Annotated in this window: 21 protein-coding genes; 10 read left to right on the top strand and 11 right to left on the bottom strand. The window is 72.4% G+C overall.

The features are described from left to right. Positions 1-6 precede the first annotated feature (6 nt). Both melC2 and SCAB_RS40975 read left to right on the top strand, forming a co-directional pair. A complete protein-coding gene (melC2, locus tag SCAB_RS40980) occupies positions 7-831 on the top strand; it encodes a tyrosinase MelC2 (protein WP_013005951.1) in 825 nt (274 codons plus the stop codon). 95 nt (positions 832-926) lie between these two features. After that, entirely contained in the window at positions 927-1,379 is a 453-nt protein-coding gene (locus SCAB_RS40975; RefSeq protein WP_013005950.1) for an SRPBCC family protein, read from the top strand. A 32-nt stretch (positions 1,380-1,411) separates the two neighbouring features. On the opposite strand, the gene SCAB_RS40970 is transcribed toward SCAB_RS40975, so the two are convergent. Then, positions 1,412-2,149, bottom strand: a complete 738-nt coding sequence (locus SCAB_RS40970) for a ribonuclease H family protein (protein WP_078580269.1) — start codon at positions 2,147-2,149, stop codon at positions 1,412-1,414. A 72-nt stretch (positions 2,150-2,221) separates the two neighbouring features. Then, positions 2,222-3,031: a VOC family protein gene (locus tag SCAB_RS40965; RefSeq protein ID WP_037728785.1), complete on the bottom strand. Its 810-nt coding sequence runs from the start codon at positions 3,029-3,031 to the stop codon at positions 2,222-2,224. A gap of 196 nt (positions 3,032-3,227) precedes the next feature. Here SCAB_RS40965 and SCAB_RS40960 point away from each other — a divergent pair, with 196 nt between their 5' ends. The 3 genes from SCAB_RS40960 (at position 3,228) to SCAB_RS40950 (ending at position 6,011) form a co-directional block, all read left to right on the top strand. Continuing rightward, entirely contained in the window at positions 3,228-3,650 is a 423-nt protein-coding gene (locus SCAB_RS40960; protein WP_013005947.1) for a DUF6153 family protein, read from the top strand. A 144-nt stretch (positions 3,651-3,794) separates the two neighbouring features. After that, positions 3,795-4,484 carry a DUF3105 domain-containing protein gene (locus tag SCAB_RS40955; protein ID WP_013005946.1) on the top strand — a complete coding sequence of 230 codons (690 nt, stop codon included), beginning with the start codon at positions 3,795-3,797 and terminating at the stop codon, positions 4,482-4,484. A 606-nt stretch (positions 4,485-5,090) separates the two neighbouring features. Beyond that, entirely contained in the window at positions 5,091-6,011 is a 921-nt protein-coding gene (locus tag SCAB_RS40950) for a hypothetical protein (RefSeq protein ID WP_013005945.1), read from the top strand. A 100-nt stretch (positions 6,012-6,111) separates the two neighbouring features. Here SCAB_RS40950 and SCAB_RS40945 read toward each other — a convergent pair whose 3' ends face one another. After that, positions 6,112-7,128 carry a TerC family protein gene (locus tag SCAB_RS40945; RefSeq protein ID WP_037728780.1) on the bottom strand — a complete coding sequence of 339 codons (1,017 nt, stop codon included), beginning with the start codon at positions 7,126-7,128 and terminating at the stop codon, positions 6,112-6,114. A 156-nt stretch (positions 7,129-7,284) separates the two neighbouring features. Further along, positions 7,285-7,764, bottom strand: coding sequence for a VOC family protein (locus SCAB_RS40940; RefSeq protein ID WP_013005943.1), 480 nt, complete (start codon positions 7,762-7,764; stop codon positions 7,285-7,287). A gap of 234 nt (positions 7,765-7,998) precedes the next feature. On the opposite strand from SCAB_RS40940, the gene SCAB_RS40935 reads away from it, so the two are divergent. After that, on the top strand, positions 7,999-8,655 hold the full coding sequence (locus SCAB_RS40935) for an ATP-dependent Clp protease proteolytic subunit (RefSeq protein ID WP_013005942.1): 657 nt from the start codon (positions 7,999-8,001) through the stop codon (positions 8,653-8,655). Then, complete coding sequence (locus tag SCAB_RS40930; protein WP_037728779.1) at positions 8,655-9,257, top strand: ClpP family protease; 603 nt, start codon at positions 8,655-8,657, stop codon at positions 9,255-9,257. Before SCAB_RS40935 ends, SCAB_RS40930 begins: the two co-directional genes overlap by 1 nt. 79 nt (positions 9,258-9,336) lie before the next feature. Here the strand turns inward: SCAB_RS40930 and SCAB_RS40925 are convergent, their stop codons facing one another. Next, the gene (locus SCAB_RS40925; protein ID WP_037728777.1) at positions 9,337-9,765 is read right to left on the bottom strand and encodes a helix-turn-helix domain-containing protein; all 429 of its coding nucleotides are present in this window, start codon (positions 9,763-9,765) and stop codon (positions 9,337-9,339) included. Positions 9,766-9,871: 106 nt separating this feature from the next. Beyond that, positions 9,872-10,465 (bottom strand): DinB family protein, encoded by a 594-nt coding sequence (locus tag SCAB_RS40920; protein WP_037729256.1) that lies wholly within the window; start codon positions 10,463-10,465, stop codon positions 9,872-9,874. Between the two features lie 254 nt (positions 10,466-10,719). On the opposite strand from SCAB_RS40920, the gene SCAB_RS40915 reads away from it, so the two are divergent. Continuing rightward, positions 10,720-12,189 carry an FG-GAP-like repeat-containing protein gene (locus tag SCAB_RS40915; protein WP_013005938.1) on the top strand — a complete coding sequence of 490 codons (1,470 nt, stop codon included), beginning with the start codon at positions 10,720-10,722 and terminating at the stop codon, positions 12,187-12,189. Between the two features lie 33 nt (positions 12,190-12,222). Here SCAB_RS40915 and SCAB_RS40910 read toward each other — a convergent pair whose 3' ends face one another. Further along, the gene (locus SCAB_RS40910; protein WP_013005937.1) at positions 12,223-13,542 is read right to left on the bottom strand and encodes a DUF6777 domain-containing protein; all 1,320 of its coding nucleotides are present in this window, start codon (positions 13,540-13,542) and stop codon (positions 12,223-12,225) included. A gap of 189 nt (positions 13,543-13,731) precedes the next feature. On the opposite strand from SCAB_RS40910, the gene SCAB_RS40905 reads away from it, so the two are divergent. Continuing rightward, positions 13,732-15,018, top strand: coding sequence for a streptophobe family protein (locus SCAB_RS40905; protein WP_013005936.1), 1,287 nt, complete (start codon positions 13,732-13,734; stop codon positions 15,016-15,018). A 106-nt stretch (positions 15,019-15,124) separates the two neighbouring features. Here SCAB_RS40905 and SCAB_RS40900 read toward each other — a convergent pair whose 3' ends face one another. After that, entirely contained in the window at positions 15,125-16,477 is a 1,353-nt protein-coding gene (locus SCAB_RS40900; protein ID WP_049875816.1) for a lysine N(6)-hydroxylase/L-ornithine N(5)-oxygenase family protein, read from the bottom strand. A gap of 106 nt (positions 16,478-16,583) precedes the next feature. Between SCAB_RS40900 and SCAB_RS40895 the strand changes: the two genes are divergently transcribed. Further along, positions 16,584-17,531, top strand: a complete 948-nt coding sequence (locus SCAB_RS40895) for a methionyl-tRNA formyltransferase (RefSeq protein ID WP_013005934.1) — start codon at positions 16,584-16,586, stop codon at positions 17,529-17,531. Positions 17,532-17,574: 43 nt separating this feature from the next. Here SCAB_RS40895 and SCAB_RS40890 read toward each other — a convergent pair whose 3' ends face one another. The 3 genes from SCAB_RS40890 to SCAB_RS40880 all read right to left on the bottom strand — a co-directional run bounded on the left by SCAB_RS40890 (position 17,575) and on the right by SCAB_RS40880 (position 20,926). Then, positions 17,575-18,489 (bottom strand): ABC transporter ATP-binding protein, encoded by a 915-nt coding sequence (locus tag SCAB_RS40890; RefSeq protein WP_013005933.1) that lies wholly within the window; start codon positions 18,487-18,489, stop codon positions 17,575-17,577. Positions 18,490-18,493: 4 nt separating this feature from the next. Next, on the bottom strand, positions 18,494-19,603 hold the full coding sequence (locus SCAB_RS40885; RefSeq protein WP_013005932.1) for a FecCD family ABC transporter permease: 1,110 nt from the start codon (positions 19,601-19,603) through the stop codon (positions 18,494-18,496). A 282-nt stretch (positions 19,604-19,885) separates the two neighbouring features. Further along, positions 19,886-20,926 carry a FecCD family ABC transporter permease gene (locus SCAB_RS40880; protein ID WP_013005931.1) on the bottom strand — a complete coding sequence of 347 codons (1,041 nt, stop codon included), beginning with the start codon at positions 20,924-20,926 and terminating at the stop codon, positions 19,886-19,888. Between the last annotated feature and the right edge of the window lie 96 nt (positions 20,927-21,022).

Below are 21,022 nucleotides of genomic sequence, written 5' to 3'. Positions count from 1 at the left end.
AGAGCCATGACCATACGCAAGAACCAGGCGACCCTGAGCGCCGACGAGAAGCGGCGCCTTGTCGACGCCCTGATCGCGCTGAAGCGCTCCGGCCGCTACGACGAGTTCGTCACGACGCACAACGCCTTCATCCTCGGCGACACCGACAACGGCGAACGCACCGGCCACCGTTCACCGTCGTTCCTCCCCTGGCACCGCAGATTCCTGCTGGAGTTCGAGCGGGCCCTGCAGTCCGTCGACCCGGCCGTCGCGCTGCCGTACTGGGACTGGACCGCCGACCGCACCACCCGGTCCTCCCTCTGGGCCCCGGACTTCCTCGGCGGCACCGGGCGCAGCCGCGACGGACAGGTGATGGACGGGCCGTTCGCGGCCGCCACCGGCAACTGGCCGGTCACCGTGCGCGTCGACGGCCGCACCTACCTGCGCCGCTCCCTCGGCACCGCGGTGCGGCAGTTGCCGACCCGGGCCGAGGTGGACTCGGTGCTCGCGATGTCCACGTACGACATGGCGCCCTGGAACAGTGCCTCGGACGGCTTCCGCAACCACCTGGAGGGCTGGCGGGGCGTCAACCTGCACAACCGGGTGCACGTCTGGGTCGGCGGCCAGATGGGCACCGGGGTCTCCCCCAACGACCCGGTGTTCTGGCTGCACCACGCCTTCGTCGACAAGCTGTGGGCGGACTGGCAGCGTCTGCACCCCGGTTCGGCGTACCTGCCGGCGGCCGGGACGCCGAACGTGGTCGATCTGAACGAGCCGATGAGGCCCTGGAACGACACGACTCCGGCGGCGCTGCTGGACCACACCGCGCACTACACCTTCGACGCCGCCTGACCCACGTTGGTCCCCGGGAGACCTGGGTACCCGCCCCGGACGCGCCGGGGCGACCCGGCCGTGACCGACACGCAACCGATGTGAGGAGGCGACCGATGACCCAGATCGAGGAGTCCGTCGAGGTCCACGTCCCCGTCCGGACCGCCTACAACCAGTGGACGCAGTTCGAGACCTTTCCCGAGTTCATGAGCGGGGTCGAGCGGATCGAGCAGCGTTCGGACACACTCACGCACTGGGTGACCAAGGTGGACGGCGTGCGGCGGGAGTTCGACGCGGAGATCACCGAGCAGATCCCGGACGAGCGGGTGGCGTGGACGACCGTCGGCGGCGAGGCCCGGCAGGCCGGTGTCGTCACCTTCCACCACCTGTCCGAGGAGCGCACGAAGGTCATGCTGCAGATGGACTTCGAGCCCACGGGCGCCGCCGAGAAGGCGGCCGACAAGCTGGGGGTCGTGAAGCGGCAGACCAAGGGCGACCTGGAGCGCTTCAAGACCTTCATCGAGAAGCGTGGCCGGGAGAGCGGGGAGTGGCGCGGCGCCGTCGTGTGACGCCGGCCCCCGCGCGCGGTGCCGTGCGGCGGCTATTCGGCTCCGGCCGACGCCGCCGTACGGCACTCCGGGTGTCCCCAGCCCTGGTCGTTCTTGGCGATGGGCTCCCCCGCGGCGTACGCACGGCCGCACAGACAGCGGCCGGGGAACTTCGCCTTGATCGTGCGGGACGACGCCGAGGACGAGGACGACGATCCGGCACGGGCGCCGGACCTGGCCGACTTCCCGGACTTCTTGGCCGCGCTCCAGCGGGACGGGGCGGTGTCGGGCGCGGCCGGCGGTTCCGGCGAGCCGAGGTCGGTGCCGGCCGGTTCCTGGACGACGGCCGCCTGGCTCGCCGCACGGTCGGCGAAGTCGTTGAGGGGATCACCGTCGACCTGGTGCGCGGGCACGTAGCGGAAGTCCACGGTACGGCCGGTGAGCAGTTCGTCGATACGGACCACGAGCTCCCGGTTGGCGACCGGCTTGCCGGCGGCCGTGCGCCAGCCGTTGCGCTTCCAGCCGGGCAGCCAGGTGGTGACCGCCTTCATCGCGTACTGGGAGTCCATCCGGATCTCGATCGGGACGGCCGGGTCGGTGGCCGCCAGCAGCCGCTCCAGCGCGGTCAGTTCGGCGATGTTGTTGGTGGCCCTGCCCAGCGGGCCCGCCTCCCAGCGGGAGGGGATCTCGGCGTCCTCGGCGACCACCCAGGCCCAGCCCGCTGGTCCGGGGTTTCCCTTGGACGCTCCGTCACAGGCGGCCACAACACGTTCCGGCATGCACTCGATCATGCCATGCGCGGGGGCGTGGGACCGCCCACGGGTCCCCCGCCCCCGCGCATCTCGCGCATCCCGCGCGTCCGCTCAGTCGACGTCCGTGAGCGTCGGCGTCTCGCCCTGCGTCCTGCCGAGGTCGATGACCGAGAAGGACGCGCCCTGCGGGTCGCTGAGCGCCGCGAAACGGCCGAAGGGGGTGTCCATCGGGCCGAAGCGCAGGACGCCGCCGCGCGCGGTGGCCCGGGCGACCGCCTCGTCGCAGTCCGGGACGGCGAAGTACACGTTGATGTACGAGGGCACCTCGGGCGGGAAGTCCTCCGCGGTCATCGTCATCCGGCCGAGCAGCGGATTCTCCCCCAGGTCGAAGACCCGGAAGTCCATCTCCGGGTTGCCGGGGTCGTCCATCCGCTTGGACCGGAAGGAGAAGACGGCCGGGAAGAACGCGTCCGACTTCTCGGGCTCCCGGGTGAAGACCTCGGCCCAGGCGTACGCGCCGGGCACCCCCATGGCCTCGAAGCCCTCGTGGACGCCCGGCTGCCAGACACCGAAGACGACCGAGTCCGGGGAGCGGCCCAGCAGCATGGAGCCGAAGTCGCCGACCTGCATCGGCTCCATCAGCACCTCGCCCCCGTTCTCACGGATCCTGGCCGCGGTGGCGTGCACGTCGGACGAGGCGAAGTACAGGCACCAGGCGGACTGGCCCTCCTGGCCGGGCATGGGCGGGACGACCGCGGCCACCGCCTTGCCGTCCGCGTACGCCTGGGTGTAGTTGCCGTACTCGGACGACGACTCGCCGAACGTCCAGCCCAGTACGTCACCGTAGAAACTCTTCGCCCCCTCGACGTCGCTGAACATCGCGTCGACCCAACAGGGCGTTCCGTCGGGATGTGCGGCCATCGCGCCACTCTCCTCGGTTCGACAGGGTGGTTTCCCCGGCTCTCACGCTAGCCACGGGCGTTGCCGGACGCGCGCCGAAGGGGACGGATCGCGTGAAACCGGCGCGGGATCCGCGGGGCGGGACCACGGCTGTGCGACGTCTGATAATTTCAGCGGCGCTCGCACTCCCGTTCGCCTCGACCCGTGAGGTGGCTCCATGCCCGGCCGGCCGTTCCGACGTACGGCACTGCCGTGCGTCCGGGGCCGGTCGGCGCGCCTGCTGCTCGTGATCGTGTCGGCCGTGACCACGTTCCTGTTGTCCTGTGCGGGCTCGCCTCCCGGGGAGGCCCCGGCGCAGCGCCCGCACACCGTCTCGGCGGAGCCGCGCACGCAGGTGCCGCTCGCCGTGCGGGCGGGCCAGGTGGACCGCGACCCCTGTGAGCACCGTCCCGGCGGACACGACTGCCACTCCCCCGACCCGGCCGCGGTGCTCGTCCAGGTGCCGTCGCCCGGCGCCGACCACACCGCCGCGTCCTGGCAGCCGGCGACGGCCGCGGCGCGGGTGGCGTCCGCCGGCGCCCGCGAGCCGGGGCGGGCCCGCCCTCCCGATCTCCACGAACTGCAGTTGCTCCGCGTCTAGGCCCCGCCCGCGCGGGGAGCCCCGTGGACATCGCGGAGATCCCTCGGCAGGGCGTCGCCCGGGCACCGGCCCGCGCGACGGATTCGTGGACGACCAGCAGCACCGCCCGGCCCGTACGCGGCCCGGCGGGGAGAAGGACACCCCATGGCTTCATCCAAGGCGAAGGCCAACAACGGCGGCCCGAAGGGCAGGAACAACAGCCCCAAGGCCAGGGAGGCGGCGCGGCGCGCCCGCGTGGAGGAGATACGCAAGGCCGAGCAGGCGCGTGAGCGGCGGACTCGGGTGCTCATGATCGGTGTCACCACCGCCATCCTCGCCGGACTCGTCGGCGGCGGCTGGTACCTCATCGACTCCGCGCGGGAGAAGGAGGCGGCCGAGGCCGCGGCCAAGGCCGCGCCGGTCGACGGAGTGAAGAGCTGGTCCAAGCTCACCCAGAACCACGTCACCGAGCCCGTCGAGTACAAGATGAGCCCGCCGGTGGGCGGCGACCACCACCAGGTCTGGGTCAACTGCGACAAGCAGGTGTACACCAAGGCCGTGCCGAACGAGAACGCGGTGCACGGGCTGGAGCACGGCGCGGTCTGGATCACGTACAACGACAAGGCGGCCGAAGCCGACGTCAAGGCGCTGACCGGGCTGGTGAAGAAGACGACGTACTCCTTCATGAGTCCCTACGAGGACCAGTCCTCCCCCATCGTGCTGAGTGCCTGGGAGCACCAGCTGAAGGTGGACGAGGCGTCCGACCCGCGGGTGCGGAAGTTCCTGAACAAGTACGTCCAGGGCGAGCAGACGCCGGAGCCAGGGGCCGCGTGCAGCGGCGGCATGACTCCGTGACCTGACCCCACGCGGGCGCCCGCCGGACCGGGCGCCCCCTTGGGGCCGCGCGGGCGCGATCTCCTAGGCTCCGCCGCCCGACCGGGTGCGGTGCGGGGAGCCGCCGAGGACGCGGAGGGGGCGGCAGCAGCACCTCCGCCGCAGGCCGGCGGGAGCACGCAGGGCCGGCCGGCTGCGGGCCGGTACCCGCGCCGTGGTGGCGGCTCAGGGGATCCGGGTGTCACCCACGGAGGGCTTCTCGGCGGCCGTCCAGGGCCGACATCGCGCCCTGGACGGGCGGCGGCCCGCCGCCCGGGCCCGACTTCGCGCCCCGGCGTCCCCGCCCAGGCCCCTCGTGGGGCCGCGCGGGCGCAATCTCCTCGGCTCCGCCGCCCAGCCGGCCGCGGCGCGGCCAGGGGCCCGCCGGTACGTCGGCCGAGGGGGCGGCTCGGGCGGCCTGGAGTCGCGCCACGGAGGGGGCTCGACGGCCGTACACGACTTCGCCCCCGGCGCCCTCGACCGCGCACGTCCGCCCGGCCCCGTCGTGGCCGACACACGTCTTCCGTCCCGCCCCGGGCCGTGCTTGCCTGGGAAACCGTTTTTCGATGGCCGGGGCCGGAGTCGCGTATGCGCAGGGCGTGGATCGTGGGAGTGGCCGGGGCGGTGCTCGCCGCGCTGTCCCTGGGCGCGTGCGGGGATCCGGAGTCGGCGCCGGGCGAGGCCCCGCCCTCGGCCGCGGCGCACGATCCGTCGCCGACCACCCGTTCCCGGGTCACCACCGCGCCCCGGGACGGCGAGCGCCCGAAGCCGGCGCCCGAGGTGCTCTACCTCGGGGACTCTCTCGCCGTGGAGAACCAGCGTGTCCTCGGCACTCTGCTGCGGGACGGCCTCGGCGCCCGCTACACGAGCGTGCCGTACGGGGGCACCACCCTGTGCGACTACCTGGAGGGCACGGCCGACCGGTCGCTCGTCCCGCCGGGGGACAAGGCGGCCGCGCTGGTGCGCCGGCTGCGTCCGGACTATGTGGTCCTGCAGTTCTGGGGCAACTCGTGGGACTACACGCCCTGCATGGACGGCATCACCTACGGCAGGAACCGGGCGGAGTACTTCCGGCGGTACGAGGCCGCGGCAGCCGGGCTCACCGAACAGATCGCGAACGCGGGCGGCACGCACCGGCCGACGATCGTCTGGGTGCTCCAGGGCCCGGACCCGATGACCCCGGACCGGGTCCGCCGCGTGAACGCCCTGTACGCGAGGCAGGCCAAGGACTCCGGTGACCTCACCGCCGACGCCGGCCGGGCCGTGAGCCCGGCCTCCGGCCGCTACACGTGGACCCAGTACCTGCCGTGCACCGCGTACGAACGGGAGCACAAGGGTTACTGCACCCAGCCGGACCGGGCCCGTACCGCCCTCCACCACGACAAGGACCTCCTGCACTTCTGCCTGGCCCCGACGACGTCCAGGCCGCGGCCGTGCCCCGTGGTGTCGCCCGGCATCACGCGGATGGCCCGCGCGATCACGCGGGCCGTCGCCGACGCGGTCTCCTAGGGCCCTTCTGACGGATTCTCCGCGGCGTCGCGACGCCCGGCACGCCGAGAACACGCACCGAACGCCGCTCCTTCTCCCACGGAGATCCGTCAGAAGGACCCTAGGCCGGCTGCGAGGTCTGCTCGTCGTCCCCCGCCACCGCGGTCTCCCGCCGGTCCGGCTCCGGCTCGCGCTCCCGCTGTCGTCCGGAGGCCCAGAGGCTGGTGGCGGTGGTGACGGCGAGGACGAGGACGATGAAGCCGAGGGAGAAGGGGATGGTGATCTCGGGGACGTGGACGCCGGACTCGTGCAGGGCGTGCAGGACGAGTTTGACGCCGATGAAACCGAGGATGATCGACAGGCCGTAGGAGAGGTGGACGAGCTTCTTCAGCAGGCCGCCGATGAGGAAGTACAGCTGGCGCAGGCCCATCAGGGCGAAGGCGTTGGCGGTGAAGACGATGTACGGGTCCTGGGTCAGGCCGTAGATCGCGGGGATGGAGTCCAGGGCGAACAGGACGTCGGTGGAACCGATGGCGAGCATCACCACCAGCATCGGCGTCATCACGCGCCGGCCGTTCTCCTCCACCCACAGCCGGGTGCCGTGGTAGCGGTCGGCCACCCCGAAGCGCTTCTCCACCGCCTTGAGGAGCTTGTTCTCCTCGTACTCCTCCTCGTGACCGCTCTTGCGGGCGTCCTGCACCAGTTTCCAGGCGGTGTAGACCAGGAACGCGCCGAAGAGGTAGAACACCCACGAGAAACTGGAGATGATCGCCGCACCGGCGGCGATGAAGACCGCGCGCAGCACCAGGGCCATCAGGACGCCGACCATCAGCACGCGCTGCTGGTACTGCGAGGGCACCGAGAACTTCGCCATGATCAGCACGAAGACGAAGAGGTTGTCGACGCTGAGGGACTTCTCGGTGACGAACCCCGCGAAGAACTCCCCCGCCGGCCCGCCGCCGCCGAACGCCAGCACACCGAGGCCGAACGCGACCGCCAGGGCGATCCACACGGCCGACCAGATCCCGGCCTCCTTCACCGACACATCGTGCGGCTTGCGCCCGATGAAGAAGTCCACGGCGACCAGCAGCCCCAGGACCACGATCGTGAGCAGCCAGATGTTCAACGAGACGTTCAAGGTTCCTCCGGGTAACGGGTGGCGCACGGGCAAGCCTCACCGGAGTCCTTTGCTGCCGCTACCCGTCCCGGGTAAAGAATCACCGAAATCCCGGTACCCGCCTGGTGGGAGGCCCTGTCGGCAGGGCCGCCCACCGGGAGGAGGGCGTGCGGACCGCTATGCGCCCGCGTACGCCTTCTCCAGCGCGGCGAGGTCCAGTTTGCCCATCGACATCATCGCCGCGGTCGCGCGGGCCGCCTTCTGCGCGTCCGGGTCACTGATCATCTCGATGAGGGCGGTGGGCACGACCTGCCAGGACACGCCGAACCTGTCCTTGAGCCAGCCGCAGGGGCCGGGCTCGCCCCCGTCGGTGAGGCTGTTCCAGTAGTAGTCGATCTCGTCCTGGTCGGCGCAGAGGATCTGGAAGGAGACGGCCTCGGTGAACGTGAACTGCGGGCCGCCGTTGAGGGCGACGAACCGCTGGCCGTTGGCCTCGAAGTCCACGGTGAGCACCGTGCCGGCCGGCTGGTACGCACCCTCGCCGTAGTGGGTGACCCGGCCGAGCCGGGAGTCCTTGAAGACCGAGACGTAGTGGGCGGCCGCCTCCTCGGCCTGGCCGTCGAACCACAGGCAGATGGTGAATCCGTCGCCGGACATGAGCTCCTCCTCGGGGCGGGGGTGTGTCGTCCCTGTATCGACCGCACCCGCCTCCGAAACTCATCGGTGGCCGGGTCATCCGATGGGGTGATCACCGTGAGGGGATCACGGTGAAGGGACACGCTCTGCTGTCGGCGAATCTGCCGTGGGCAGAGAAAGTGCAGGTGAGAGGCTTCTCCTGGGGACAGTGGAGCCAGCGGCCACCGCGGTCGCGTCCACCCGAGGGAGGAAGAAGTGGCTCCATCGACCACCGGCCGGTCCCCCGCGTTCGCCCCGCGCGCCGAGGACGGCGACACCCCGGCGTCACGCTTCGACGACCATCTCGCCGCGCAGCTCCTCGCACAGCGGATCGTCTTCCTGGGCACCCAGGTCGACGAGGTCTCCGCCAACCGCGTCTGCGCCCAGTTGCTGTTGCTGTCGGCGGAGGACCCGCGCACCGACATCAGCCTCTGCATCAACAGCCCCGGTGGTTCGGTCACCGCGGGCCTCGCCATCCACGACACCATGCGGCTGATCCCGAACGACGTCTCGACGCTGGCGATGGGCTTCGCGGCGAGCATGGGCCAGTTCCTGCTGAGCGTGGGCGCCCGCGGCAAGCGGTACGCGCTGCCCAACGCGCGGATCATGATGCACCAGCCGTCGGCGGGCATCGGCGGAACCACCGCCGACATCGAGATCCAGGCGGAGAACCTGGAGTTCACCAAGCGGGCCATCGAGCGGATCACCGCCGAGCACACCGGCCAGACCGTGGAGACGATCTCCCGGGACGGCGACCGCGACCGCTGGTTCACGGCCGAACAGGCCAGGGAGTACGGAATGGTCGACCGGGTCGTCGAGACGCTCGACGACGTACGGCCGGCCTCGTCGCGCCGACGGATGGGGCTGCAGTGATGGGGAGCTACACGATTCCGAACGTGGTCGAGCGGACCGCGCAGGGCGAGCGGTCGTACGACGTGTTCAGCCGGCTGCTGTCCGAGCGGATCATCTTCCTCGGCACCGAGATCGACGACGGAGTGGCCAACGTCGTCATCGCACAGCTGCTCCACCTGGAGTCCTCGGCGCCGGAGAGCGAGATCGCGATCTACATCAACTCGCCCGGCGGATCGTTCACTTCACTGATGGCGATCTACGACACGATGTCCTACGTGCGCGCGCCGGTCTCGACGTTCTGCGTCGGGCAGGCGGCCTCCACCGCGGCGGTGCTGCTGGCGGGCGGGGACGCCGGGCGGCGGTTCGTGCTGGAGCACGCGCGGGTGCTGCTGGGGCAGCCGGCCAGCGGGGGCCGTCAGGGCACAGTCTCCGATCTCGCCCTGCAGGCCAAGGAGATGGTGCGGATCCGGTCCCAGGTCGAGGAGGTGCTCGCGCGTCACACGGGCCGCGCGACCGCGGAACTGCGGGCCGACATGGACCGGGACAAGGTGTTCACGGCTCAGGAGGCGGTGGCCTACGGGCTGGCGGACGAGGTGTTGAACCGGCGGCTGGTGGGGGTCTGACGGACGGCCCACCGGGTCGCCCTTCCCAGGGCGGAAGGACTCGGAGTCCGCGCCCCGGCCAGGGGCGCGGACGCGGAGGTCAGGCCACGAGGCACAGGCCGTCGTAGGGGGCCGCGGGTGCCCTGCGGGTGGTGTGACGGCGGGTCAGCTCCCTCTGTGCCAGGGACAACAGGTCCCCGAGGCCCAGGCCGAGGGCCTGGGCGGCTGCCGCGAGGACCTCCGAGGAGGCTTCCTTGCGGCCCCGTTCCACCTCGGAGAGGTACGGCATCGAGATGCGGGCCTCGTCGGCGACGTCCTTCAGGGTGCGTTCCTGGGCCAGCCGTTCGCGGCGCAGCACGTCGCCGACCAGGTCACGCCACAGGGGTTCCCTGGGAGGCGCAGCCGGTGGTGCTGCCGGGCCGACCGGACGGACCGGACGGACCGGACGGACCGGGCGGGTCGCCGCCGGGCTCGCCGTCGCTGGGCGCAGCGGGATGACTCGGGCTTCGTTCGGGACGTGTCGGCTCACCTCTCCAGCCTAGGAACTCCGGCCGGGAGGGGAAGGGGGCGGCGTTCCGCCCTCAGGGGAATCGCCGGGGGACGGCTCGGGAGTGTCGCTCGCAGGCTCGGGGGTGTCACTCGCCGATGCGGCCGTCGATGCGTTCGCGCAGGAGGTCGGCATGGCCGTTGTGACGGGCGTACTCCTCGATCAGGTGCACCAGGACTTCGCGCAGGGCGATGGGCTCGTCGTCGTGGCGTCCGGTGACGGCGAGGTCGGGGGCGGCCGCGACGAAGCGCTCGGCGAAGGCGACCTCGCCGCGCCAGGTCCGCCAGGCGTCGGCCACGGCGTCCGGGTCGGCGACGGCGTCGTTGAAGTCCCCGTCGGGGTCGCCCCCGGCGCGATAGTGGCGCGGCGACGGGGGCTCCCCCGCCAGGACCTGGCGGAACCAGTACTGTTCGACGCCCGCCAGGTGGCGCACGAGGCCGAGCAGGGACAGGTTCGACGGCGGCACCGAACGGCGGGCCAGGGCCTCGGCGTCCAGGTCCGCGCACTTCAGCTCCAGGGTGAGCCGCTGGTTGCGCAGGTATCCGACCAGCGTGGCCCGCTCGCCCTCGAAGCCTCCGTCGCCGCGCGGGTCCGCTTCGGGGCCGACGAACCGGTCACCCCAGCCGGGTGTCCGCTCGGGCAGGGGCAGTTCGTCGGGCCGGATCGCGCCATGGTCACTCATACGGAGGAGCATCGACGGTCCCGGTGCCGCCGCGCCACCCCATTTCCGCCGGTCACGCCGATTCCCTCGGGGCGAACGCCCTCCCCCGCGGCGAGGGCCGGGTCCGCGCCCGGAGGGCGAGCTTCGTGAACCGGCCGTGTCGTCCCGTACAACCCTTGCTCACCACGGGGTGTCGAACAGGGCGCCGGACGAGGAACGGGCCCTTTCCGGACACCCCCGCGCTGCCCGGCCGTTCTCACCACCAGGAGCCGAACATGCGCAAGAACCGTTCGGCAGCGCTCGCCGCTGCCACCTTTCTTCTCGTCTCGGGCACGGCGATGGCCGCCGCTCCGTCCGCCTACGCCGGCGCGCCCGGCAGCACCCGGGCCGGTGACCGCAACAGCGACTTCAACGGCGACGGTTACGAGGACATCCTGGTCGGCGCGCCCGGTGCCACCGTGAGCGGCAAGAAGGGCGCGGGTCTGGTGACCGTGCAGTACGGCTCGTCCAAGGGCATCGGGACGAGCAACGCCGCCCGTTTCAGCCAGTCGACGTCGGGGGTCGCGGGCGCGGCCGAGACGGGAGACGGGTTCGGCCGGGCGGTCGCCACGGGCGACCTGGACGGCGACGGGTACGACGACGCCGTGGTGGGCATCCCCGGCGAGGACATCGGCACGCTGAAGGACGCGGGCGGCGTGACCGTGCTGTGGGGCTCGAAGGCCGGGCTCAAGGGTGCCGCGAGCGACTGGCTGGAGACCGAGGAGCCCGCCGCGAGCGAGCAGTTCGGCACCGGTCTGGCCGCGGGCCGCTTCACCGCCGAGACGGACGGCGACCTCCTCGCCGTGCTCGACCCGTACGGCGTGGAGCTGTTCGCGTACGACGCCGCGGCGCGCAGCTCAATGCGCCGGGAGTCGGCCCGGAGCTTCGGCGCGCAGGCCGAGGCCCGCGACATCCGGCCCATGTCCATGACCACCGGTGACTACGACAAGAACGGCTTCGCCGACCTCGTCGTGTCGGGGCTGAGCCTGGGGGACGAGCCCGGGCACGGGTGGTCCGCGTATCTGTCGGGCAACGCGGACGGACTGCGGTACGAGCGGGATCTGCGCGGCGGTCCGGTCGCGGCGTCCGGGGACATCAACAACGACGGGTACGACGACCTGGTGACCGGCGAGCCGAACTCGCCGGACGACCAGCCGGGCGAGACCCGGACGGGCGGGGTGGTCGGCGTGCGCCTCGGCGGCCCGGACGGCCCGGCGGCGGACCCGGACTGGTGGGTGCAGGACTCCGACGGCGTGCCCGGTGTGGCCGAGGCCGGGGACGGCTGGGGCTCGGACCTGTCGGTCGCGGACACCGACGGGGACGGGTACGCGGACGTGGCGATCGGGGCCGCGGGCGAGGACATCGGCACGGTGAGGGACGCCGGCGCCGTATGGGTGCTGCGCGGCTCGGCAACCGGGCTGACCGCGGCCGGCGCCCGGTCCTGGGACCAGAACTCCACGGACGTGCCGGGCGCCGCGGAGAAGGGCGACAAGTGGGGCGCCCAGGTCCGGCTGACCGACCCGAACGGCGACGGCCGCTTCGGTCTGCTGGCCGCCGCGCCGGGCGAGAACGCCGGCGACGGTCACATCTGGGTGCTCTCGGCGGGCTCGGGCGGCGTCACGGCGGCCGGGTCGTGGACGTACGGCGCCGCCTCCCTCGGGGCGCCCGCCACGGGCGCCCTGTTCGGGTCGGCGATCGACGAGTGAGGCGGCGCGGCCCCGTACGGCCGCGCGGGCGGGTCAGGAATCCGGGCCGGCCGGATCCGGGCCACCGTCGAGGGACGCCGACCCGGAGGTCGTGGTGTCGCCCGGCGTACCGGCCGTCTCGGGGCTCTTCGGCGGTGTCGTGGGCCCGGTGGTCGGCGTCTCCGGCGACGACGGGGGCGAGGTGGACGGAGTGGTCACCGAGGACGAGGAGGGGCAGGGGCTGGAGCTGCCGTCGGCGTGCCCGCCCTTCGGGGTCTTCGTCCCGCCGCCCGGGGACGAGGGGCACGGCTTGGGCGACTTCGAGGGCGGTTCCTCGGAGAACGACGTCGACACCGAGGGGGAGGGCTGGTTGACGGGCGGGGTGGTCTTCTTGTCCTTCCCGCCCGTGTCGCCGGTGTGGCGGGTGAACCAGTCGTCGTGCTCGGGGTCGTAGAGGACGAAGACGTCGATGACCACGGTCGAGCGCTCGATGACCACGACGTTCTGCGGCCGGTACGACGGCCAGGAGTCGCCCTTGGGCTCCGGCGTGGTCTTCAGCGCGACCGGCGGCTTCAGCGGGTTGCCGCAGGCGCAGCGGACCCGGGGGACGCCCCGGTCGTCGACGAGGACGGCGGTGCCGGACTGCAGGACGGCCTGGTAGCTGGTGGCGGCGCCGTCGCGGTAGCCGTGGTTGGTCACGCGGGTGTCCATGCGCAGCTGTACCGGGGTGAGTGAACGCAGGTAGGCGGGTACGCCGGAGGGGTCGACGCCGGCGACGGAGGCGAACGCGTCGTTCTTGGCGGGGTTCGCGCCGAGCACCTTGATCTGTTTCTCCACGTCGCAGCTGGAGACGTTGCGGGTGCCGCCGTAGAGGCCGGGGGACGAACCGTCCACGGCGCGCGTCACGTTGGCGGTTTCCGCACTGCTCGGTGTGGCCGTGGGGGTCTCGGGCACGGTGGAGCTGTCCGTGGCCGTGGACTCGGTGAACGGGTCGGGGCCCGCCTTGCCGGCGGCCTGGAGGAAGACCTCGCCGTCGGCCGAGCCGCCGGAGTCGTCGGAGCGGGTGAGGACGACGATCAGGACCACCGCGACCACGGCGGCGGCGACCATGAGGGCGATCCGGGGAGCGGACCGCCACCACGGGTGTCCGGGGCTTCCGGGACCTCCGGTGCCACCCGTGCCGCCGGGCCCGCCCCCGGAGCCGCCGTTGTCGCCCGGACCCCCGGTGCCCCCGGGCCGGGAGGTGTCGTCCGGCGGCACCGGTGCGTTCGGCCGCGTCGGGCCGGACGGGGTGGGGCCGGGCTGCTGCGGCCCGGACAGGGGGCCGGAGGGGGGTCCTGTGGGGCGGCCGGAGGACGGCTGTTCGGAACTCACGGGTCTTCTCCCGGCGTAGGGAATCGCTGCACATGCCATCAATGACAGTCGATGCACATGTTTAGCCGTTTTATGACTCTTTTCTCCTCAACAGGGCCATTGTGTGCTCTGGTCCGGCGCCACCCGCAAGCCGAACGAGCCGTGCGCCCCGGCGCGCGGAGTGTCACCGTCGTGCTTAGCGTGGCAAGAGTGAGCCCTCGGACCCTGTCGCCCCGGCAGACCGCCGCACCCGAGCGTGCGGTCGCCCGCCACGGCTGGCTCCAGGCCCTCGCGACCGTGCTGGCCGGACTGATCGCGATGATCGTGACGGCCTCTCTCGGCCTGTGGGCGGCCGGCGCGGCGGACCTCCCCGACGGCGCGTTCCCCCGGGTCGTCGCGGCCACCGTCGTCACGGCGGTCGGCGGCACGATCGAGCTGTCCGGCGGCGCGGGGTTCTTCGCCGAGACCCGGGCGGGCCTGACCGTGATGCCGCTGTCGGTGACCGTCGTGGGCGCGCTGGTGGTCGCCGCCGGGTTCCTGCGGCCCCTACGCCATCGGGCGGTGGCGGGGGCGGCCGAACTCGCCGGCTGGGCCGCCCGGATCGCCGTCCTGTGGCTGGCGGCGCTGCTCGGCCTGGCGCTCTTCGCCCGGCAGACCTTCGACGTCCCGCTCGGCGACGTGGGCGACTTCCTCGGCACCTCCGCCGACGTGGGGTTCGAGACGGCCGTGGCGCCGACCCTGTTTCTCGGACTGGTGTGGCTCGCCGGGGTTCTCGTCCTGGCCCTGCTGGTCTCGCGCGGGGCACCGCTGCCCGCGCGGCTGCTGCGGTTCCAGGAGTCGGTGCGCCCGGCGGCGTACGCGATGGTCGGTCTGCTGCTGGCGTGCCTGGGCATCGGGCTGGTGATCGCGGCCGTGGTGGCGCTGACCCGCGGGCATGCCGCCCAGACGGCCGCGCTGGTCCTGCTGGGCCTGCCGAACGTGGTGTGGCCCGCCTTCACGATCGGCCTGGGCGCCACCTGGGACAGCCAGGTGGAGGGGCCCTTCGGACTGCCGATGCCGAAGATCCTGGACGAGGTGGTGCGCGGGCCCGACGTGTCCACCCTGAACCTGGGCTCGCTCGCCGACTACGACGGGCGGGTGTGGTGGCTGCCCGCCGTGAACGCCGTGCTGCTGGTCCTGGCCTCGTTCGTGATGGCGGCCCGCTCCCCCGCCCGGGTACGGCTGTGGCAGCACGCCGTGCACATGGCGGCCGGGCTCGCCGCGACCGTCCTGATGATCTGCCTCGTGGGCCGGATCTCCGCGCACTACGGGCTGTCGGTCCTCGGCATCGGTGACCTCGGCGGCGACCTGGGCGGGGAACTGTTCCTGCGGCCCCACCTGTGGAGCGCGCTCGGCCTGGCCGTGCTGTGGGGACTCGTGACCGGGTTCCTGGGCGCGGCGCTGGCCAGGAGAGTAGGGCGTCGGGGCGAGGTCGAGGAGGGCGCGAGCCGCCGTTAGGCGGGGCGCGGGCGCCGCCGCCGACGCCCTCCGCGGAGGGCGCTCGCACGGCGCGCGGCGCGCGGCGCCCCCCGGTGTCAGCCGCTCACGCCCTCGGAGCCGCCGCTCACGCCTCCGCCGGCGCCAGGTCCGCCGCGCGGCGGGCGAGGAGGGAGGCGCAGATCTCCCCGGCCCGGACGGCGGTGGTGGAGAGCAGCGTCGAGGTGAGGCCGTGGGTGTGCTCGGTGCCGCCCTGGAGGTAGATGTCCGCGCTGACGTCGGGGGCGGTGGCCACGCGGTGGTCGCGGCCCACCTGGAGGGCGTCCTCCTCGTCGCGCAGGCAGAGTTTGCCGATCTCGCCGAGGTTGTCGCCGATCCCGCGCGGCCGGTAGCCGGTGGCGTGGACAAGGAGGTCCGCGCCGAGGGTCTCGCGCTCCCCCGTCGGCAGGAACTCCACGGTCACCCGGACGCCGTCCGTGCCCTCCTCCACCTCGCGCAGCCGGGAGACGTTCATCATCCGCAGCCGTTCCCGGCCCTGCACCTTCTCCTGGTACATGGTCCGCGACAGCGACTCGATCAGATCCATGTCCACGACGGAGTAGTTGGTGCTGCGGTGGTAGTCGAACAGCGACTGCTTCACCTCACGGGGCGAGCCGTAGTACAGGTCGACGGCCTCGGGATCGAAGATCTTGTTGGCGAAGGGGCTGTCATCGGCGGGCGTGTAGCCGTACTTGGCGAAGACGGAGCAGATCTCGGCCTCGGGGAAGCTGCGGTGGAGGTAGTCCACGGCCTCCGCCGCGCTCTGTCCGGCGCCCAGGACGACGGCGCGGCGTATCGGCCGGCCGGTGCGCCGGGCCTCCTCGACGCGGGGCAGCAGCTCGCTGGTGTGCCACACACGGTCGGACAGGACGGCGTCCGGCGGGAGGTGCGGCTCCAGTCCGGCGGCGACGCAGATGCTGCGGGTGCGGCGGACGGTGAACCGGTCCGGGTCGCCGGGGGTACGGCTGGTGACGTCGAAGTAGCGGACCTCTCCGTCCCGGCTGACGGGGCGTACGGAGACGACCTCGGCGGAGTACTCGACGAGGTGGGAGACGCGGGCGGCGGCCCACGCGAAGTAGTCGTGGAACTCGATGCGCAGCGGGAAGAGGGTCTTCAGGTTGAGGAAGTCGACCAGCCGGCCCTGGTCGCGCAGGTAGCACAGGAAGCTGAAGTCGCTGGTGGGGTCACGCATCGTCACCAGGTCCTTGAGGAAGGACACTTGCATGGTGGCGTCGTCGATGAGCATGCCGCGGTGCCATCCGAAGCGGGGCTGTCTCTCCAGGAATCCGACCCGCGGTCCGTTCTCCGCGCCGGCCCGTGCGGAGTGCTCGTGGAGCGCGATGGCGAGCGCGAGATTCGACGGGCCGAATCCGATCCCCAGTACGTCGTAGATGGAATCCGGCCCGGTGTGCAGCATCGTCACCGCGTCATCGCCTTTCATCGAGAAAAGGGGTCCACACAGTCGCCCCGGCAGGAACACCGCCTCCCCCAGCACGGACATGTTAGATAAGGTAAGCCTTACCTAGCAACGGTTGAGGAGGGCTCATATGCGGATCGCCATGTTCGGATACCAGACGTGGGGACACCGGACGCTGCGTGCGCTGCTGGATTCCGGACACGAGGTGGTACTCGTCGTCACCCATCCCCAGAGCGATCACGCGTACGAGAAGATCTGGAACGACTCGGTCGCCGACCTCGCCGAACAGCACGGTGTGCCGGTGCTGTTGCGCAACCGGCCGGGCGACGAGGAGCTGCTGCGCGCGCTCAAGGAGGCGGACCCGGACCTCATCGTGGCCAACAACTGGCGCACCTGGCTGCCGCCCGAGATCTTCGACCTGCCGCCGCACGGCACCCTCAACATCCACGACTCGCTGCTTCCGGCGTACGCGGGGTTCTCCCCGCTGATCTGGGCGCTCATCAACGGCGAGCCGGAGGTCGGTGTCACCGCCCACCGCATGGACGGCGAACTCGACATGGGTGACGTGCTGTTGCAGCGTTCGGTGCCGGTCGGGCCGAAGGACACGGCGACGGACCTGTTCCACCGCACGGTCGACCTGATCGGTCCGCTGGTCACCGATTCCCTCGAACTCATCGACTCCGGCCGGGCCGTGTGGACGCCGCAGGACCGCTCCCGGTCGAGTTTCTTCCACAAGCGGTCCCTGGAGGACAGCCGGATCGACTGGACCTGGCCCGCCGAGGACCTGGAGCGCTTCGTACGGGCCCAGTCCGACCCGTACCCCAACGCCTTCACCCACCACCGGGGCGAGCGGATCCGGATCGTCGCGGCCTCCGTCTCCGAGGGGCGGTACGGCGGCACGCCGGGGCGCATCTTCATCCGGGAGGGCGACGGGGTGGTGATCGTGGCGGGCGCCGGGGCCCGCTCGGGACGGCTGCCGGGGCTGGTGGTCGAGCGGGTACGGACGGAGGACGGCACGGAACTCGCCGCGACGGACTACTTCCGCACGATGGGGGGTTATCTGACCCCCCGTCCGTGACGGAACGGACGGCACGGTCCCACCGGGCGCCGGCGGCCGCCGGTCAGCCGGTGGCGCCCGACACGGACACCGCGGCCTGCGCCGCGTCCACGCCGGTTCCCTCGTGATGACGGCCCATCGGGATGACCAGGGGGGTACGGCTGACCGGGTCCTCGCCGACGACGCAGCGCAGTCCGAAGACGTCCTCGACCGTCTCGGCGGTGATGACGTCGGCGGGGGCGCCCTCGCCCACGATGCGCCCGCCCTTCATGGCGATGATGTGGTCGGCGTACCGGCAGGCCTGGTTGAGGTCGTGCAGGACCATGACGACGGTGCGGCCGCCGTGCCGGTTGAGGTCGGTGACCAGGTCGAGGACGTCGATCTGGTGGGCGAGGTCGAGGTACGTCGTCGGCTCGTCCAGCAGCATCACGGGGGTGCCCTGGGCGACGGCCATGGCGATCCAGGCGCGTTGGCGCTGTCCGCCGGAGAGTTCGTCGACGGGCCGGTGCGCGAGATCGGTCGTCCCGGTCGCCCGCAGCGCCTCGTGCACGGCCTCCTCGTCGCTGCGCGACCACTGCCGCCACCAGGTCTGGTGCGGTGTACGCCCCCGTCCGACCAGGTCGACGACCGTCAGCCCCTCGGGGGCGACGGGCGTCTGCGGAAGGATGCCGAGTTTCTGGGCGAGGGTCCGGGCCGGGATGGTGTGCACCGCACGGCCGTCGAGGTGCACGGCACCGGCCTTGGGCGTGAGCAGCCGGGCGAGGGCGCGCAACAGGGTCGACTTGCCGCAGGCGTTGGCGCCGACGATGGCGGTGACCCGGCCGGTGGGGACGATCAGGTCGAGGCCGTCGACGACGATCCGGTCGTCGTAGGCCAGGCGCAGGCCCTCGGCGCGCAATTCGGGGCCGGCGGCACGGCCGTCGGCGGGAGCGTCCGCGCGGGTGGCGCGCTCCGCGTCCGGTTCGTACGTCGATGACACGTCTTCAGCCTCCTGAACCGGCGCGGTTGGCGCGGATGAGCAGCCACAGCAGGACGGGGGCGCCGAGCACCCCGGTGACGATCCCGACCGGGAGTTCGGTGTCGGGGATCAGCTTCCGGGCGGCGAGGTCGGACACGAGCACCATCACGGCGCCGCTGAGCCCCGCCGCTAGAGGAGGCGGGAACGGGGTGCCGGCCAGGCGTTGGGCGACCTGGGGCGCGGCGAGGGCAACGAAGGCGATGGGTCCGGCGGTCGCGGTGCCGAAGGCGACGAGCCCGACCGAGACGAGCAGGACGGCCACCCGGACGAGGTGGACCCGGGTGCCGAGGCCCTTGGCGACGTCGTCCCCGAGTTGCAGGACACGGATCTGCCGGCCGAGCAGGACGGCCGGGGGCACGAGCACGGCCAGGGTGAGGGCGAGCGGGCCGATCTGGTCCCAGGTGCGGCCGTTGAGATTGCCGACCAGCCAGCCGAGGGCGGCCTGTGCCTGGAAGCGCTGGCCGCGGGCCAGCAGGTAGTCGGTGATGCTGGTGCAGATCCAGGCGACGCCGATGCCGACGAGGACGATGCGGTAGCCGGTGGTGCCGCGCTTCCAGGCCAGCACGTACACCAGCAGCCCGGCGGCCGACGCGCCCAGCAGGCCCAGGGCCTGGGTGCCGAGGCCGCCGTCCCAGCCGAGGACGATTCCCGCGACGACCACCGCGCCGGCGCCCTGGGTGATGCCGATCATGTCGGGGCTGGCCAGCGGGTTGAGCGTCACGGTCTGCAGCAGGGCCCCGGAGATGCCGAACGCGATGCCGACGAGCAGCCCGGCCAGGGCGCGGGGCAGCCGCAGTTCGTGGACGATCAGTTCGGTGCCGGGGTCGCCCGCGCCCACGAGGGCCTTGAGCACATCGGCGAGCGGCAGGTCGATGTCCCCCACGGAGGTCTCCACCGCGAACGCCAGGAACGCGGCACCGGCGAGCAGCAGGGACACGGCCAGCAGCCGGGGCCGTACGACGCCGGAGACGGGGGGCACGTGAAGGCGGAAGGCGAGACGGTCGGCCGTGCGCAGCCGGACAGCCGCCTTCGCGGCACTCCTCGCGGGCGGAACGGGCACGAGGTCGGTCGTCATCGGCTCACCCCTGCGCGGTGGTGGTCTGCATGGGGCGTCGTCACCAGGGCTTCGGGGGCGAGGAGTCGGTGAGGTGAGGGGTCGGTGATCGGAGGTCGGCGAAGCGAGAGTGCGGCCGTCGCGGGCCGGCGGAGCGAGAGTGTCGCGGGCCGGCGGAGCGAGAGTGTCGCGGGTCGGCGGAGCGAGGGGTCGGAGTCGGTGGACCGGCGGGATTCCCGTGACCCGGCGGTCATGGGCCGGGTGTCCGCCCGCAGTCGGCGTCTCCCCCGTCGAAACGTCATGTCACAGCTCCGCGAGGCGTCGGCGGCGTACCAGGGCGATGAAGAAGGGGCCGCCGAGGAAGGCGACCAGGATGCCCGCCTGGATCTCGGTCGGGCGGGCGATCAGCCGGCCGGCGATGTCGGCGGCCAGGAGGAGACAGGGGGCGAGTACGGCCGACAGGGGCAGCAGCCAGCGGTGGTCCGGGCCGATACCGGCCAGTTGGGCGAGGACGCGGGCGATGTGCGGGACGACCAGGCCGACGAAGACGACGGGCCCGATGACGGCGACCGCTCCGCCGGTGAGGAGGGTGACGGCGACGACCCCCTGGACGCGGACCAGGCCGAGCTTGAGGCCGAGCGACTTCGCCACGTCGTCGCCGAGGGCGAGGCTGTTCAGGGCCGGGGCGCAGGCGAGGGCGAGGAGTGCGCCGACGGCCAGGAACGGCAGGACGCGCAGCAGGACGCCCTCGTCCTGGTCCGCGAGCGAGCCGGCGCTCCAGAACCGGTACCGGTTCAGGGCGTCGGGGTCGGTGAGCGCGATGGCGCTGGTCAGCGAGAACAGCAGGGAGGTCACGGCGACCCCGGCCAGCGCGAGCTTGACCGGGGTGGAGCCGGACCGGCCGAGACCGCCCAGGAGGTACACCAGGACGCTGGCGGCGAACGCGCCGCCGAAGGCGAACCAGATGTAGCCGTACAGCGACGAGATGCCGAGTGCGCCGACGGAGAGGACCACCGCGAAGGCTGCGCCCGCGCTGACGCCGAGGATGCCGGGGTCGGCGAGCGGGTTGCGGGTCAGCGCCTGCATCAGGGCGCCCGAGAGACCGAGGGCGGCGCCGGTGGCGAGCCCGAGGGCGGTGCGGGGCAGGCGTACGGACCAGATGACGGTGTCGACCCGGGCGTCGGGGGCGTCGCCGAGCAGGGTGTGCCACACCTGGTCGAGAGGGACGCCGAGCGCGCCGAACGCCATGGACAGGGTGCACAGGGTGAGCAGGGCCGCGCCCGAGAGCGTCAGCAGCAGTGCCGCGCGGGGGCCTTTCGCCGCCCGGACCGAGGAGGTCCCCACGTCTTCAACTTTCTTTGATGAGGCTTGCCTTAACTGTAGGGCGAGTGCGGGTCGAACTACAGGTCCTCCGTGGATTGCCGTCCCGCCCTCGGGGCA

This window comes from Streptomyces scabiei 87.22 (assembly GCF_000091305.1).
Lineage (GTDB): Bacteria > Actinomycetota > Actinomycetes > Streptomycetales > Streptomycetaceae > Streptomyces > Streptomyces scabiei.
Note: the sequence above shows the minus strand (reverse complement) of the source record. Positions and strands in the feature narration are given on the sequence as shown.